This window comes from Ruminococcus sp. (genome assembly GCF_024684275.1).
The window spans coordinates 24346-39803 of the sequence record NZ_JAIKXF010000055.1; the positions used below are offsets into that span (position 1 = coordinate 24346).

A 15458-nucleotide genomic window follows, 5' to 3' on the forward strand; every position below is an offset into this window, starting at 1 on the left:
CAGCTTAACTGTACGGTATTTTCATTATTCTTCATCGTCGTCCTGTGAGCGGCGTCTGCGTCTGTCATTCTTATTTACCTTCGGAACTGCATAAATCGGCTTCATAGGCTTTGATTTGCTCTTGAACACCACATATGCGTAAATGCAGACCAGAATATAAATCGCACATAACAGGAAGGAAATCATCAGCGCTCTGTTGAACCATCTTGACTTGCGGAACATTTTGGCAACATAGATATTATACTTGGATACCGAACGCTCAACATTGCTTACCGCAACTATTTCCACAGTCCCCAGCTCCTCGCCGGAATATTCAAGAGTAACCCTGCCGAGGGGCTCTCCCTTTGCCACAGGAGCCTGTAAGGAATTTTTGTACCATTCCACCTTGTCACGGCTTATAGTCGATATATCTATCTCGTCATACCATATACGGGTAAACTCCTCCTTAGGCTTTGCAAGAACATAGTCATTGCCCTCTGCAAGCTCAACGGGAAGCTCTCCCACCTCTGCTGTATCAGCAAGGATAGTCTGATAGAAAAAATGCTCGAATGCCCAATCAAAAAGTGACATTGCATCAACTATATGGAAATACGCTATATCACCGCTCGATGATTTCAGCGGAGACTTCAGAAGAACTGCAAGGTACTTGTTTCCGTCACGGCTTGCCATAGTGATGATATTTCTGCCTGCCATATCAAGATTTGCAGTCTTTATGCCCTTTGTACCGCTGTAGGCGTAGTCACCGTCGGAATCCATCATAACATTTGAATGAGTCCATATCCATTCCTCAGGATTCTCATGGTGCTCCGGGTTAGGTATCGACGGAGTATAGCTGAAGGTCGTTGCTATAGTCTCAAACATCGGAACATCGAGAGCATACATCGTTAGCTTTGTCATATCATTTGCAGTGGTATACTGATTAGGATCATACAAGCCTGTTGCATTGGTAAAATGAGTATCGAACAAGCCGAGCTCCGCTGCTTTTTCATTCATCATATCCACAAAACGAGCTGTATCGCCTTTTCCTATCTTATAAGCAATAGTCTCGCAGGCTTCAACAGAAGAAGTGAGCATCATCGCATAGAGAAGATCATTCATGGTAAGGACATCGCCGTCTTCAATCTCTGCAAATCTCAGGTCATCGGGATATTCATAATTATATAGGTATTCGTATATTGACTCGTCAATAGTCACCTTTTCATCAAGATCAGGGCAGTTTTCAAGACAGACAACAGCTGTCATTATATTTACAAGCGGCCCCGGCATCTGCTTTGCGTCGGCATTCTTTTCGTGTATGACCATGTTTGAATCAAGATTTATAAGCACCGCCGATTCGCTCTGTATAGGCTCGTTCAGCGGAAAATTCACTGCCGCAGCTTTGGCTGAACTTACAAATGGAAGCACCATTACGACCGCAGCAAGTAAGGATAAGAGCTTCTTCATATATTCTCCTTTATATCAAGCGAAATTTTCGCTATATTTCATATCAATAAACGATACTGAATTATATTATATCAGATTTCTGTCTGTTTTAAAAGAGGTTTTTGAAATTTTATTAAAATTTTCTGAAATTTTCCTTTCCCCTCTTTACGTTTATAAAAAAATATGCTACAATAATAATCACAAAATGCAGTACAGATATAAAAAGCTGCTATAAAAGAACAAAAGAACGGAGGTTTTAATGTGATCTACGTAACAGGAGACACCCACGGAGACATCACACGTTTTAAAAGCTCTGAAATGAAAAAATTAGCCCGAGGCGATACCCTTATCATAACAGGTGATTTCGGCTTCATCTGGAATAATTCAAAACAGGAGAAAGCCGCACTTAAAAGGCTCGCCGAGAAAAATTTCAGGATAGCTTTTGTAGACGGTTGTCACGAAAACTACGATCTGCTGGAAAAATACCCCGTCGAAAAATGGAACGGCGGAAAGATCCATCTTATTGAGAAGAATATATTTCATCTCATAAGAGGGCAGGTCTACACCATCGAAAAGAAAAAAATATTTGCTTTCGGCGGCGGTCACAGTCAGGATATAGACTTCCGCAGAAACATCGACTGGTGGGAGCGCGAGCAGCCTACTCATCAGGAGATACTTGAGGGTATTGCAAATCTAAAGGAGCATAATTACAAGGTTGACTACATAATCACGCATGAGCCCCCTGCTTCTCTCAAGGAATGTCTCGGAGTTGATGTTCTTGAACACCTTGAGGTACACGCTTTTTTTGAGGACATCATCAAGAACTGTACCTACAAAAAATGGTTTTTCGGGAAATGCCACATTGATAAGCATATACCGCTGAAATTCTATGCAGTTTACGACTGCCTCTATCCGCTGAAATAGACATATTATAAGCAGGTCCGACATAGTATTTACTATCAAATCAAAAGAGGTAATACTATGAAGAAATTCAAATTAACGGATCTGCTTATTTTTATTGTCACAGCAGAACTTGCGGGAGCTTTATCCGCTCTTTTTGCAGGAGATTTCACATCATTTTACGCAGAAGTCATCAGACCTCCGCTTTCTCCTCCTGCATGGCTGTTCCCTGTTGTATGGGCGATACTCTATGCACTCATGGGTATATCCGCCTATATGATATGGAACAACAGAAAAAACGAGATACGCCGTTCAAATGCTCTGCGTCTGTATTACATCCAGCTTGCAGTAAACTTTTCATGGAGCATCATATTCTTCCGCTTCCGTGCCTTTGCTTTGGCAGCTGCTACGGCAGTTATACTGTTTTTGCTTGTGGGAGCCATGATACTTTCTTTCAAAAAAATCTCTCCTCTTGCCGCAAAGCTCAATATCCCCTATCTGGTATGGCTGGGCTTTGCGTCCTATCTTGCAATCGCCATTTATCTACTGAACTAAAACGTAATTAATACCATTGATTCTGCCATTATTTTTGCATTGAATAAATGCCCCCTCTCATGCTATAATAAGATCACACCGAAAGGGTGAATACATACGGAGGGATATTATTATGTGCAACATCTGGAAGATACTCTGTGATATGTTCGGTATCTGCTGCAAATAACACATGAGAAAAGCTGCGTTAGGACTGATCCCGACGCAGCTTTTTCTGTTATAATGTTTCCTTTACAGCCGCACACAGCGCCTGTGCAGCAGACTTTACGTCCTCAGCTCCGAATAAAGCCGAAACCACTGCTATGCCGCTGTGACCGCAGCCCTTTATCTCATGTACATTTTCAGCTGTTATGCCTCCGATAGCAACAGCCGGCAGACTTACCGAACCGCATATCTCAGCAAGCTGCTGCGGAGTTATCCTTATAGCATTTGTTTTTGTAGGTGACGGGAATACTGCTCCCACTCCAAGATAATCAGCCCCAGAGCTTTCTGCAAGCTTTGCCTGATCAACTGTCTTTGCTGTAGCTCCGATAATGAAGCTTTCACCTGCTTTTTTACGTATATCTGCAACAGGAGCGTCTTCAATACCTACGTGTACTCCGTCTGCACCGCTTTTCAGCGCTGCTTCATAGTCATCGTTGATAATAAGCGGAACATTGTATTTATGGCAGATCGCCAGCAGCTTTTTAGCTTCTGCAATAAGTTTGTCCTGACTGATATTCTTTTCGCGGAGCTGTACACAGCCAGCACCTCCGAGAATAGCCTGCTCAACAGCTTCTTCAAGGCTTATTCCGCGGAGACAGCTTCTTTCCGTAACTGCATAGAGCAGAAGCTGCTTTTTATCAAACTTCATATATTCACTTCCTATTAAATTTATTCATAAGCGCTTTGGGATCAGAACTTCTCATAAAGCCGCTCATAACACAAGCGCCCGAAGCACCTGTTTCTATCGCCTCAGAAAAGTTTTCAGGCGAAATGCCGCCGATAGCATATACAGGTATACCAACGCTTTGACAGACCTCACGAAGAAAACCAAGCCCTCGGGGTGGAAGTCCCTTTTTACAGTCCGTGGCAAAGACGTGACCTGCGGTAATATAGCTTGCCCCCAGCTTTTCAGCATCCACAGCGTCTTCCACAGAATGGCAGGAAGCTCCGATAAGTCTGAAACAGCACTTTTCCTCAGCTGAAAGCTCACGAAGTATATGCAAAGGCAGATGCACGCTGTCAGCACCAAGCTCAATAGCCGTTTTCCAGAAGTAATGCAGAACAAGCTTTGTATCACTATGTGAGCATATCTCCATAGCCTTCTGTGCAAGTACGCGGTATTCTGCTTCATCAAGGTCTTTTTCACGAAGAATGATATACTTTGGATCAGCTTCTGCTATCTTTGCAAGCTGTTCCATGAAATCACCGCCGCAAAGCTTACGGGCAGTTACACAGATCATATCAGACATAGAGATAGTCGTTCAGCACAGGCTGGAGTCCCTCAGAGGACATATCCTTATACATCTTATCGAAGCTGCGGCAGTCATTTATCTCGAACTGCTCATCGCCCTCTGCCGAATCGCTCTCCTTTCCAGTATACTTGCTCTCGTGATCACCAATACCTGTGGAAACACCTGCGGAGATCTTAGTAGCGGCTATTTTTACGATACCGTTTCGGAAGGTCTCGCTCTCACGTGAGGAAACTGTAATACCGCAGAAAGGCAGGAAAATCCTATATGCACAGAGTATCTGGCAGAGCTGCTTTTCATGTACATCAAGCGGATTTATCTCGTCGTTATTGATGATAGGACGAAGTCTCGGACATGAAAGTGAGATCTCAGCCTGTGGGTACTTTCTCTGCAAATAGTAAACGTGGAGGGCACTTGCAAGGGCGTCCTTTCTGAAATCAGAAAGTCCCAGAAGTGCTGAGCAGGCAATACCTCTCATGCCGCCCATAAGAGCCCTCTCCTGAGCCTCGAAACGGTACGGGAAAATTCTCTTGTGACCAAGCAGATGAAGCTGTTCATAACGGTCGCTGTTATAGGTCTCCTGAAATACGGTAACGTAGTCAACACCGCATTCATGGAGATACTTGTATTCATCGGTATTAAGAGGATATACCTCGACGCCCACCATGCGGAAGTACTTTCGTGCAAGCTTGCAGGCTTCGCCGATATACTCAACACTGCTCTGTGAACGGCTTTCGCCTGTGAGGATAAGTATCTCCTCCATGCCGCTGTCGGCAATTACCTTCATCTCATGCTCTATCTGTTCCATATTAAGCTTCATGCGCTTGATGTCATTGTAGCAGTTGAAGCCGCAGTAAACGCAGTAATTCTCGCAGTAATTCGCAATATACAGCGGAGTGAACAGATATACCGTATTGCCGAAGTGCTTCTGTGTCTCAAGCCTTGCCTTTGCAGCCATTTTTTCAAGGAACGGCTCTGCGGCAGGAGAAAGAAGTGCCTTGAAGTCCTCAACAGAGCATACGTCATGGTTGAGGGCTGCATTGACATCACGGGCAGTATACTGAGAATAATCATAATTCTTCATCTCAGTCATTACCTTTTCCATAATGTCAGACTTGATACGCTCCATTCCCTCCATGTACTCCATATGATTTGTACGTGAGGACGGATCAGTTTCAAGCATATGTTTTTTCTTCAGTGCAGCCTCAGAAAGCTTATCTGAGTCTACAAAATAATTATTATCCATTAAAAAATCTTCTTTCAGTTAATTTTCAGATACAGCTCAGTCATGCAGGAAGCCTGTAAGTGTATCAGACGGAGAAGCTCCTCTTGTGAGGACACGTCCGAGACCTGCTAAATAAGCCTTTCTGCCTGCTTCGATAGCCTGCTTGAAAGCTTCTGCCATTACAGGAAGGTCGCCCGCTGTTGCAAGAGCTGTATTTGACATAACAGCAGCTGCACCCATTTCCATAGCCTCGCAAGCCTGTGAAGGTCTGCCGATGCCTGCGTCAACGATTATAGGCAGGTCTATCTCGTCAATGAGTATCTGTATGAAGTCCTTTGTAGCAAGTCCCTTGTTTGAGCCTATAGGTGAAGCAAGAGGCATTACAGAAGCTGCACCTGCATTAACAAGGTCACGGGCAGTATTAAGGTCGGGATACATATATGGCATTACAATGAAGCCTTCATTTGCAAGTATCTCAGTAGCGCGGACTGTCTCCTGATTATCGGGGAGGAGGTACTTTGTATCGCGCATTATCTCTATTTTTACGAAATCTCCGCAGCCGAGCTCACGGGCGAGTCTTGCGATACGGACAGCCTCATCGGCATTTCTTGCACCCGAAGTATTTGGCAGAAGAGTTACATTCTTTGGGATATAGTCAAGGATATTCTCGTGCTCCTTGGAGTTTGTGCGGCGAACCGCAAGGGTGATTATCTCAGCGCCTGCGTACTTTACAGCAGCTTCGATAAGGCTGAGGGAATACTTTCCCGAGCCGAGTATAAAACGTGAGGAGAACTCATGTCCTCCAATAACAAGCTTATCATCTTTCATAATTTATTACTCCTTATATATCATATTCTCCTGCAATGATCCTGATAACAGCATTAGCCTGATGTCCTGCGCAGATAAGTACCCTTGAAGCAACAAGTCCCATACCGTTTTCGACGTCACTGACTCCGTCACCGCAAAGGTAAAAGCGCTTCATCATGCGCTTTGTAGTTATCATATTCGAGGGTGCTATGCCTGCCATTCCCGAGCCCGATACAAGATATTTCTCAGGCAGATACTCCAGCACACAGTTCACCAGCATTGCCTTCTGGTCTGCCTTGTCAAAGGCTTCAACGATAATGTCGTCCTCTGCAAGAAGCTTCGGGATATTTTTCTCGTCAAGCTTTACCTGCTCCCTGACAATTTCGCAGTAAGGCGCTATGCGTTTCAAGTTATCGTACATGGCATCTGCCTTGAACTGTCCAAGCTGCTCCGGAAAATACTGCTGCCTGTTGAGATTTGAGATGTCTACCCTGTCAAAATCGATGATGTGGAGCTTTCCTACCCCTGCCCTTGCAAGTGCGATCGCGATATTCGAGCCGAGACCTCCCAGACCGCATACAGCTACGGAAGCGGCACTGAGCTTTCTTTGGAGCTCCGCACCGTGGCGCTCTTCAAGCGCCTTGTACATTTCTTCTCTTGTGGGTATCACAGTATCAGCCGCCTCCCACAAAGCGCACGACCTCTACCTTGTCGCCGTCTTTGAGTACAATCTCGCCGTACTTAGCCTTCGGGACTATCTCCTCGTTGAGCTCTACGGCTACGCGCTGAACGCTTATATCCATGTCAGCAAGCATTTCGGCAACAGTTTTACCGTCTTTGTCGAAAAGCTCTCCGTTTATCTTTACCATAGCTACCTCCTAACAAAAATCGGGAAACCGCCAAACGCAGTTCCCCGAATGCATTTCATAAAGCATACTCCCTACGCTGGCATTAACCAAATCAGGTCGAAGGGTCGAAGGTATCACCTTCCTCTCAGCCTGTTCCACAAGCTCCCCTGTAAACTTATTATATCACCATATTTTTTGAAAATCAAGTCTTATTTTCCATTTTGCCGTTTTGCACACATCTTTATCAGAAAAGTGTGAGCTGTTGGTACTTTTCGGGAAGCTCGCTGAGATACGCAAAGCACTCCCTGTTCTGCATAATTCCGTATTTATAGCAGAAATCATCTAAAATCCGCATAAGTCTGTCATGTTTCGCGCTGACTATTTCATAGGACAGTCCGAACTCTCTGCGGTATCTGTCTGAAAGCCCTTTAAAATGTCTGTCCAATGCCGAATAGAAGTACTCTCTGCTGCCGTCACGCAGTGTAAGACCTATCCCGAAGCAGATAACGCCTTTTACGCCTGCTTCTCCGCAATAATCAAGAAGTCCCCGAAGATTCTCCTCGGTATCATTAATATACGGCAGAAAGGGCGTCAGCCAGACAACTGTGGGTATATTGCAGCGTTTCATCTCCATAAGCACCTCAAATCGCCTTCTTGTACCGCATACATCAGGTTCGATGATACTGCATAGTTTCTCGCCGCAGGTAGTCATAGTCATCTGTACAACAGCCTTCGCCTGCTGATTTATAGAATCAAGAAGCTCTATATCACGCACTATAAGGTCTGACTTTGTAAGCACCGACACCCCGAACTGATACTGCTCAATAAGCTCCATACAGCGTCTTGTGAGCTTCAGCTCACCCTCTATGGGAAGATACGGGTCACACATTGACCCTGTACCTATCATGCACCTTTTCCGCTTTGAGCGCAGAGCCTTTTCCAGAAGCTGCGGTGCATTGCATTTTACTTCAATATCCTCAAAGGCATGAGTCATATTATAGCACAGACTGCGGCTGTCGCAGTATATACAGCCGTGAGTGCAGCCGCGATAGATATTCATTCCGTTTTTTGAGGAAAGTATCCCTTTTGCTTCCACAAAATGCATAGTTCAGTGCTCCTTGATATTTTTAGTATATTATAATATATCAATACTAAAAAATCAAGCTTTTCATCTGAATCCCGTGCTCAAATACAGCTTTTCCACGGTATATCTGCTCAGATCAAATCCAACGCGATCTTATGAATTTTTTTCCGCAAATGTGAAATATTTCGCACAAAAATCCTGTCTATATATACAGAGGACCTCAACGCCTCATGAAAGGAGGCTGATAATATGGACGATTCGTCAATAATCGAGCTTTTTCGCCAGAGGAACCAGTCTGCAATAGACGAGCTAAGGCTCAAATACGAAAAGCTTTGTATTTATATTGCAGGAAATGTACTTTCACAGCCCGAAGACATCGAGGAATGTGTAAACTCAGCCTATTACGAGGTCTGGAAAAGTATCCCTCCTGCAAGTCCTGATGATATAAAGAACTATCTATGCCGCATAGTCAGAAATATCGCTATAAACAGGCTTGAATACAACTCGGCTGCCAAGCGTGACAGTCGATATACCGTCTCAATTGAAGAAATATCGGATTGCGTGCCTGCCACACCTGACGAAGATATACGTCTTAAAGAGCTTGCAGGAACTATAAGCCGATTCCTCCGTACGCAGGACGATAAGCACCGCAAGGTCTTTATCCGCCGCTACAGCTTCGGAGACTCAATATCCGATATTGCAGAGCGCTTTTCATTAAATGAGAAAACAGTTGCAACTTATCTGTTCAGAACAAGGAAAAAGTTAAAGGAATATCTCAGGAAAGAAGGATATGACTATGAATAAGAACGATTTTATGAAGGCTATGACAATGATAGACGACGACCTGATGCGCGATTCCGAAGCTTCTTTACATAGTGAGCAAGAAACGACAGTATCGGGAGCCGAGCCCTATCGCATACCTGTATGGCAGTGGGCTGTTACCCTTGCGGCTTCATTGCTGCTTGTGGCAGGAGTAGGTGCGGCAGGCGCATCATATCTGAGCAGCCGCGGTAAAACTGTACCCGATGATGAGTCAGTCATAACAGCAAGCACAGAGACTTCAACACAGACTGAGCCCACGGAAGAAGAAACAGCTCCATGCACGGAAACTTTGACAATGAAAGAGAATATAAAGAAAAAGCTTGCGGAGACCACCGCAAAGCTATCACAAACAAAGGAAAGTTCTAATACTATTACTGTCTCAGAACAGTCAGAAACCGGTCCAAATGAGACGAAAAATCACACCGAAGCGCCATTGCAGACAGATATATCTGCCGCTGAGTCAAATATAACTGCACCGCCGACGTCCACAGCTGAAAAATGCTTAAAGCAAGTATACGGTGAAAATGAAAGCTTTGACGAGGATTTTGATATATTCCAGAGCCTTGCAAGCCTGAGCTATATCCCCTACACCTGTGACGGAATACCCGAGTATGTTCTCTATGCGCCGGACGGCACAAGATACCACATAAATCTCAGCTCCGGCTGGGTATGGCGAAAAACACCTGATATGCCAAGTACACAGGAACCAGAGGAGGGCTATCTCACAAAGCAGCAGACCTGCTATCTGCTCCGTCACGGAGCTGAGGTAGGTATGCATGAAGAGCACTACGGCAGATAATCAAAAATAATACCTCTTGGGATAAAACCAAGAGGTATTATCATTTTATGCTCTGATGCACTTCGAGCATTAAATTATTTTTCTATATTCGGAAGTATAACATTTGCGGTAAACATATCGCCGTCGATAACTACCTCAAATTTTCCGCCGCAGGCTTCGGTAAAGCTCTTCGCTATGGAGAGTCCGAGTCCGTTGCCCTCGGTAGTTCTCGATTTATCGCCGCGAGTGAAGCGCTCTGTTATCTCCTCCGGAGTGAAATTCATTTCCTCAGCAGAGATATTTTTAACGGAAATATATGTAAGCTTCTCATCGCTGTCAAGATTTATGTATATTCTTGTGCCTGTCAGCGAGTATTTCAGCGCATTGTCAATAAGGTTCTGCAATACGCGGTAGAGCTTTTTGCCCTCAGCCATAATAGGAGCAGTCTGCACCTTGATATCCGTGCGCACCTCCATGCCCGATTGAGCTATTTTGTCCGTCATATCACCTATTACCTGCCGAGTCAGGATCACGGCATCTATCTGTTCGTTATTGACATCAGTGTTGCTTGTTGCCTTTGCAAGGTCAAAGAGATCAGACACCATTGCTTTCAGTCTGTCGGACTTCTGGCTGATAATATTTACATAATCCCTTGCCGCAGGGCTCATCTCCTCCGCAGAAAGCAGGTCAATATAGCTGATTATAGACGTGAGCGGAGTTTTAAGATCATGTGATACATTTGTTACAAGCTCTATCTTCATACGCTCGGACTGCACCTGCTTATCAACTGCATGGCGTATGCCGTCAGAGATATTGTTGAGATTGTTCGTCATACCGTATGCAGGGGACTTCTCGGGAACAAGCCTCGGTGAATAGTCTCCGCCGTTCATATCCGCTATCTGCTTTGCTACTGCTGCTATCTCAGCATGATCGCGGAAACTGAATATAACATACAGCACAAGCAAAAATACAGAGCAAACAAGGAACGCTTCGAGCTCTCTTGAAGGGATAGTTGCGATAAAAACAAAGAATTCTGCCGCAGCGGCTATTGCTGTACGCATAAGGAACCTGCGCATAAATAGGTCATTTTTCAGCGCTTTTTTCTCGATATGCCTTATACTGCGAAGATCAAGCTTTTTACGGATAAAAGAGCAAAGCTTTTTTAAGTATTTCCATACAAAAACCAGTATGCGTCCTGTGAGAGAAGTTTTAAAGACACTTCCGCATTTAAGCCGTGTGGAAAGTGTTATCAGTGAGCCAAGTGCTATTGCATAACAGGCTGTTAAGGCACTTCCTGTGATTATCCCGCCCATATCCACGTTTGTGTAATACTCCGCGAGGACAGTCCTGATCTCGTCCATGCCATAAAGCAGTGCAAAAACGCCTGCTGCCGCCCCTGCGATGAATACTACAGGCAGTTCTGCGAATATACGGTCAGGCATTGAAAGGACGAATTTCTTTTTCTCAGCGTCATATCCGCAGGCAATAAGGAGAAGCAGCGCGATTATAGCGCCTGCAATGCCAACGGGAATAAGCGGCATCGCCTTGTGGACAGAGTCCTGCTCGATATTACCGCGCATCGTCTGATACTGCTCATACTCGGAGATAAGAGCTTCGGAAGGCTTGATATAAATTGTTATATCGCTGTTTTTTTCGTCATATTTCTGAAATTTATCCTTGCTTACTTTGATCCAGTTTCGGCTGTTCTCATCAAAGAACATATACATATCAGTATCAGTGACCTCGGACATATCTCCGACACTTTCCACATTTTTCCCCTCTGACCATATGTCTCTTTCATTAGGTTCAAATCCGTTTCTTTCATCGGGAAGTGCATAATATACATTTTCCTCGTCGTGTTCAAACTGCTCGAATGCTTCTCTGTTTGCAGGCTCGAATTCAAGTTCTTCGTTATTTCTGTAATTATTCTCGGGAACAGGCATAGTTCCGTCTGTCTTATAATATAAAACTGCCCCAAAGTCGTCGGTATAGCTTTCTAAGTCTGTAGTATCAAGGTCATACAGTGCGACTGCCTGCTTGGGCAGCGAGCCGTACATCAAATAGTAAGTCAGCCCATAATTTGTAGTATACCAGCGCTTTTCGCCCTGATGATACCAGTTCATTCCCTTAGGAAAAAAGTTGGTTTGTCCCTTGATATATTCTATACTGTAGTCACTTTTAAGCTCCTCTGCCGATTTTGTAGTATTGGTGAGGACTCTGTCTCCGCAGCTTGCATAATATTCAAAATCACGAGGATTTTCAATGGTCAGCTTTCCGCTTATGTCCATAAGCTCAAGCTCCTGCATTGCCTGTTTTATTGACTTTTCGTACTCCTTCGAGCAGGTGTATCTGCTGTTCTTATCGGTATTTCGCAAATATATGCTGCTTACCGCCCAGAGCTGGTCAAACAGATGATTAATATCATGGGTATAATCGTGACTTTCCATAACATCATCGCGGTTACTGCGTGAATCTACCTGCTTCATGTTCTCATTTACAATGAATACGCATTGAAAAGCACATATTCCCACAAGTGTGCAGGATATTATGAAAGCGATTATTCGCGTCAGCCTCTTTTTAAGGATCATTTATATCACTCCTATTGTTTCTCCACTTTATATCCAATGCCCCAAACTACCTTTAGATAGCGCGGTTCACTGGGATTTATCTCTATTTTTTCTCTGATATGGCGGATATGTACCATTACGGTGTTCTCAATGGAATATGAGTCCTCGTTCCAGACACGGGAGTATATCTCCTCTGCGGAGAATATTCGCCCTGCATTAGTCATAAGAAGCTCCGTAATCTTGTACTCTGTAGCAGTCAGCTTCACGGGAGAGCCGTCCACTGACAGCTGCTTTGCATCCTTATCAAGAACAAGGCCTCCTATACGAACCACATTCGCCTTTTGAACACTGTCTGCCGCACCGAGACTAAGATATCGGCGCAGATTTGAATTTACTCGTGCCACAAGCTCCATAGGATTATACGGCTTTGTGATATAATCATCAGCCCCCATTGAAAGTCCCAGTATCTTGTCACTGTCCTCGGATTTTGCAGAGAGAACTATTATTGGTATATTCTTTACAGCGCGTATCTTCATCATAGCCGACAGACCGTCCAGCTTAGGCATCATAACATCGATAAGTATGAGCTGTATGTCGTTCTGCATGAGAGAGTCTATTGCTTCAAGCCCGTTGTACGCCTTGTAGATAGTGTAGCCTTCACGGGAAAGAAGCGCCGCAATGGCGTTTACGATGTCATGGTCATCGTCCACCACAAGTATTGAAGAATTTTCGATATTTATCATGATAAAAGTCCTTTCGGCGATAAAAAATGTAATTGTTCTTATATAATTTTACCGCTCTGCTGTTCTTCTGTCAATATTATAAATGGCTATTCTTATTTTTACCCTGCCAAAAACCTTAAATTTTTCTTAATATTATCATTAAGAAAAGAAAAAGCTCCGCCGAAGCGGAGCTTTTCTGCCAAATATACCTATACTCATTCAATTCCAAGGAGCATTGTCTGTATTGTCTGTGCATCGCCGACTGTAAGGCCATTGCCGTCCATGTCTGCGTTAGCTTTGCCCTGAGCTGTAAGATGAACTTCTGCTGTACCATTTTCACCGTATTTATTTGGATTTGCAAGAGCCTGCATGATAAGAACTACATCTGACATATCAGTTGTACCATCACAGTTTGCATCACCGTTAATTATATCACTTTTTGCCGGCATTTCAATATGATAATTTTTAATTAATTTATTAATACTTGGTTCGAATACTATTTCATATAATACAAGAGCCTTTATTTTATCACTATGCTTATTAACATTGATATCAAGATCAAGTATTGGAGTACTCTCATAAATCTTTGCTTTTGCAATTGATTCAGCTGGAATATTCAGAAGGTAAGCGACTTTAGAGTTAGAAACCATTTCTATTTCAACAAGTTTTCCGTCTGAGTTTTCCACCATTTTTGTTTCCATAAGGTCTTTTAGTATGTCAATGTTATCAACTTCGACACTAACTTTTAGGATTCCTCTATTGGTGTAACTGTTAAAATAATCATTTCCAGCTTCTTTTATTTTCTTGCTGTATAACTCTCCAAATGTAGCGACATTTTCGACTCCTTCTATTTTATCATTGAAAGAACCTAATTCTTCATCAGACATTGCCAATAACTCTTCAAAAGAATAATTTGAAATTGTCTTATCAGGTATATTGCCTATGGGATTGACCGCCGTGCCCCAATAATTGTAATAGAAGCCAACAAAATATGGACTGAGCTGAACGTAATTCAGAGCTACTGTCAAAAGCTTTACAGCTTCGGCATTATTGGCAGTTTTAGGATTGATATAGCATGAGCAGTATTCATTATTGTCAGAACCGTTCTCATCGCCAAAAGCTACACGAACAGTGGAATTCTGCTTGAAGGTGAATGATTCCTCGGGAAGCTCCAGTGCAGAAGCAAATCTGTCGTCCTCCCAGTAAACCTTATAATCATCTGCTAATTCAGGATTTGATACTGGAAACGGATTGGGTTTAAGCAATGCCCATACTTCTCCGCATACAAGCTCATTCCTGAGTTTTTCCTCTGTCCACAGCCTGTAGTGCATTGAATCTGTTAGTCCTTTTTCCTCGAACATAACCTTTACTTCATCTTCTGTGAGCTTGCTGAATTCTTCAAAGCTGATTCCCACAGTGGATTCGTTCTGCTTTGAAAAGCTGCCCGAAACGCCTGTTTTTACAAGCTCCGGATCTATTTTTCTGTCCTCAATGTATGCCGCAAGCTTCTCAGGAATATCAGTCTTTTCCGCAGTGTACTCAACGTACAGAACATTGCTGTCAAGGCTGTCAATCAGCTCAAATTCGGGAACTATCCCTGCATTCAGTTTGTTCTCGAAGATATACCAGTTGATAAGCCTTTTTATCACGTCGATATCTTCGATAAGTCCGTCCTTTTCATGATCCTCCTGTACAAAATTGACCAAATGGGGATCAAATCCATTTTTTTCAACCTGAGCTATGATCTCGAGGGGGATATTCTCGTTTTTGCGATAATACCCTATGAATATAATACCGTCAGGCGAGGACTCTTTATCATATATCCATGCGTCGATATTATTGTCGTTTATATACTTATCAAGTCTGTAACGCAGTGCATCTTCCTGTGTACTCATGTTTGAGGGCAGTTCCGCAATGCTGTCTGACGAACCGCCTGTAAGCTCGAATCTTTCAACGCCATATTCAATAATATCCGCGTCAAGCCCTGATTCCTTTACAAAAGCTTTCACAGGCTCAAGAGTATCAAGGCTTTCTGCATGCACCTGTACCTTTTTGCCGCTGCCAAGTGCAGTGACAGCTCTTATGCCGTTATCTTTCAGATACTTGTCAAGAGAGCGGATAGTAAAAACTATATTCTCGTCAAGGATCAGCGATGAATCATAGACCTTATCTCTGCTTCCGTCCTCTGCCACAGCAGGCATTACTGCTGTCAAAGCCGCTGTCATTACTGCCGCTGTTAAAGCAGCTAAATATTTTTTAGTTTTTTTCATAAAGACC

The 15458-nt window shown here is 43.6% G+C and carries 15 protein-coding genes and 1 riboswitch; of the genes, 4 read left to right on the plus strand and 11 right to left on the minus strand.

Features of this window, described 5'->3' with window-relative positions:
- Nucleotides 1–24 precede the first annotated feature (24 nt).
- Nucleotides 25–1443 (minus strand): D-alanyl-D-alanine carboxypeptidase, encoded by a 1419-nt coding sequence (locus K5677_RS06025; RefSeq protein ID WP_296725816.1) that lies wholly within the window; start codon nucleotides 1441–1443, stop codon nucleotides 25–27.
- Between the two features lie 240 nt (nucleotides 1444–1683).
- Between K5677_RS06025 and K5677_RS06030 the strand changes: the two genes are divergently transcribed.
- Together K5677_RS06030 and K5677_RS06035 are read left to right on the plus strand one after the other, a co-directional pair.
- On the plus strand, nucleotides 1684–2346 hold the full coding sequence (locus K5677_RS06030; protein WP_296725818.1) for a metallophosphoesterase: 663 nt from the start codon (nucleotides 1684–1686) through the stop codon (nucleotides 2344–2346).
- 57 nt (nucleotides 2347–2403) lie between these two features.
- Nucleotides 2404–2877: a TspO/MBR family protein gene (locus K5677_RS06035; protein ID WP_296725820.1), complete on the plus strand. Its 474-nt coding sequence runs from the start codon at nucleotides 2404–2406 to the stop codon at nucleotides 2875–2877.
- Between the two features lie 214 nt (nucleotides 2878–3091).
- Here K5677_RS06035 and thiE read toward each other — a convergent pair whose 3' ends face one another.
- The 7 genes from thiE to K5677_RS06070 all read right to left on the minus strand — a co-directional run bounded on the left by thiE (nucleotide 3092) and on the right by K5677_RS06070 (nucleotide 8313).
- Nucleotides 3092–3727, minus strand: coding sequence for a thiamine phosphate synthase (gene thiE, locus K5677_RS06040; protein WP_296725824.1), 636 nt, complete (start codon nucleotides 3725–3727; stop codon nucleotides 3092–3094).
- Between the two features lie 4 nt (nucleotides 3728–3731).
- Nucleotides 3732–4328 (minus strand): thiamine phosphate synthase, encoded by a 597-nt coding sequence (locus K5677_RS06045; RefSeq protein WP_296725826.1) that lies wholly within the window; start codon nucleotides 4326–4328, stop codon nucleotides 3732–3734.
- Nucleotides 4321–5574, minus strand: coding sequence for a 2-iminoacetate synthase ThiH (gene thiH, locus K5677_RS06050; RefSeq protein WP_296725828.1), 1254 nt, complete (start codon nucleotides 5572–5574; stop codon nucleotides 4321–4323). Before thiH ends, K5677_RS06045 begins: the two co-directional genes overlap by 8 nt.
- Nucleotides 5575–5610: 36 nt before the next feature.
- Nucleotides 5611–6381 (minus strand): thiazole synthase, encoded by a 771-nt coding sequence (locus K5677_RS06055; protein WP_296725829.1) that lies wholly within the window; start codon nucleotides 6379–6381, stop codon nucleotides 5611–5613.
- 13 nt (nucleotides 6382–6394) lie between these two features.
- Entirely contained in the window at nucleotides 6395–7030 is a 636-nt protein-coding gene (gene thiF / locus K5677_RS06060; protein WP_296725831.1) for a sulfur carrier protein ThiS adenylyltransferase ThiF, read from the minus strand.
- A gap of 4 nt (nucleotides 7031–7034) precedes the next feature.
- Nucleotides 7035–7229, minus strand: coding sequence for a sulfur carrier protein ThiS (gene thiS, locus K5677_RS06065; RefSeq protein ID WP_296725833.1), 195 nt, complete (start codon nucleotides 7227–7229; stop codon nucleotides 7035–7037).
- A gap of 51 nt (nucleotides 7230–7280) precedes the next feature.
- Nucleotides 7281–7387: riboswitch (TPP riboswitch) on the minus strand.
- Nucleotides 7388–7452: 65 nt separating this feature from the next.
- Entirely contained in the window at nucleotides 7453–8313 is an 861-nt protein-coding gene (locus tag K5677_RS06070) for a radical SAM protein (protein WP_296725836.1), read from the minus strand.
- A 228-nt stretch (nucleotides 8314–8541) separates the two neighbouring features.
- Between K5677_RS06070 and K5677_RS06075 the strand changes: the two genes are divergently transcribed.
- Both K5677_RS06075 and K5677_RS06080 read left to right on the plus strand, forming a co-directional pair.
- Nucleotides 8542–9096, plus strand: a complete 555-nt coding sequence (locus K5677_RS06075; protein ID WP_296725838.1) for a sigma-70 family RNA polymerase sigma factor — start codon at nucleotides 8542–8544, stop codon at nucleotides 9094–9096.
- The gene (locus tag K5677_RS06080) at nucleotides 9089–9913 is read left to right on the plus strand and encodes a hypothetical protein (RefSeq protein ID WP_296725841.1); all 825 of its coding nucleotides are present in this window, start codon (nucleotides 9089–9091) and stop codon (nucleotides 9911–9913) included. The genes K5677_RS06075 and K5677_RS06080 overlap by 8 nt, the downstream gene beginning before the upstream one ends.
- A gap of 74 nt (nucleotides 9914–9987) precedes the next feature.
- On the opposite strand, the gene K5677_RS06085 is transcribed toward K5677_RS06080, so the two are convergent.
- From K5677_RS06085 to K5677_RS06095, 3 genes are all read right to left on the minus strand, one after another.
- Complete coding sequence (locus K5677_RS06085) at nucleotides 9988–12480, minus strand: HAMP domain-containing sensor histidine kinase (protein ID WP_296725844.1); 2493 nt, start codon at nucleotides 12478–12480, stop codon at nucleotides 9988–9990.
- Between the two features lie 11 nt (nucleotides 12481–12491).
- On the minus strand, nucleotides 12492–13202 hold the full coding sequence (locus tag K5677_RS06090) for a response regulator transcription factor (protein ID WP_296725845.1): 711 nt from the start codon (nucleotides 13200–13202) through the stop codon (nucleotides 12492–12494).
- A 194-nt stretch (nucleotides 13203–13396) separates the two neighbouring features.
- A complete protein-coding gene (locus K5677_RS06095) occupies nucleotides 13397–15451 on the minus strand; it encodes a dockerin type I repeat-containing protein (protein ID WP_296725847.1) in 2055 nt (684 codons plus the stop codon).
- Between the last annotated feature and the right edge of the window lie 7 nt (nucleotides 15452–15458).

Coding starts and splice junctions, on each gene's coding strand:
- K5677_RS06085 (WP_296725844.1), bottom strand. CDS start 12,480: ATGATCCTTAAAAAGAGGCTGACGCGAATAATCGCTTTCATAATATCC.
- thiE (WP_296725824.1), bottom strand. CDS start 3,727: ATGAAGTTTGATAAAAAGCAGCTTCTGCTCTATGCAGTTACGGAAAGA.
- K5677_RS06090 (WP_296725845.1), bottom strand. CDS start 13,202: ATGATAAATATCGAAAATTCTTCAATACTTGTGGTGGACGATGACCAT.
- K5677_RS06055 (WP_296725829.1), bottom strand. CDS start 6,381: ATGAAAGATGATAAGCTTGTTATTGGAGGACATGAGTTCTCCTCACGT.
- K5677_RS06045 (WP_296725826.1), bottom strand. CDS start 4,328: ATGTCTGATATGATCTGTGTAACTGCCCGTAAGCTTTGCGGCGGTGAT.
- K5677_RS06095 (WP_296725847.1), bottom strand. CDS start 15,451: ATGAAAAAAACTAAAAAATATTTAGCTGCTTTAACAGCGGCAGTAATG.
- K5677_RS06035 (WP_296725820.1), top strand. CDS start 2,404: ATGAAGAAATTCAAATTAACGGATCTGCTTATTTTTATTGTCACAGCA.
- K5677_RS06070 (WP_296725836.1), bottom strand. CDS start 8,313: ATGCATTTTGTGGAAGCAAAAGGGATACTTTCCTCAAAAAACGGAATG.
- K5677_RS06075 (WP_296725838.1), top strand. CDS start 8,542: ATGGACGATTCGTCAATAATCGAGCTTTTTCGCCAGAGGAACCAGTCT.
- thiH (WP_296725828.1), bottom strand. CDS start 5,574: ATGGATAATAATTATTTTGTAGACTCAGATAAGCTTTCTGAGGCTGCA.
- K5677_RS06025 (WP_296725816.1), bottom strand. CDS start 1,443: ATGAAGAAGCTCTTATCCTTACTTGCTGCGGTCGTAATGGTGCTTCCA.
- thiS (WP_296725833.1), bottom strand. CDS start 7,229: ATGGTAAAGATAAACGGAGAGCTTTTCGACAAAGACGGTAAAACTGTT.
- K5677_RS06080 (WP_296725841.1), top strand. CDS start 9,089: ATGAATAAGAACGATTTTATGAAGGCTATGACAATGATAGACGACGAC.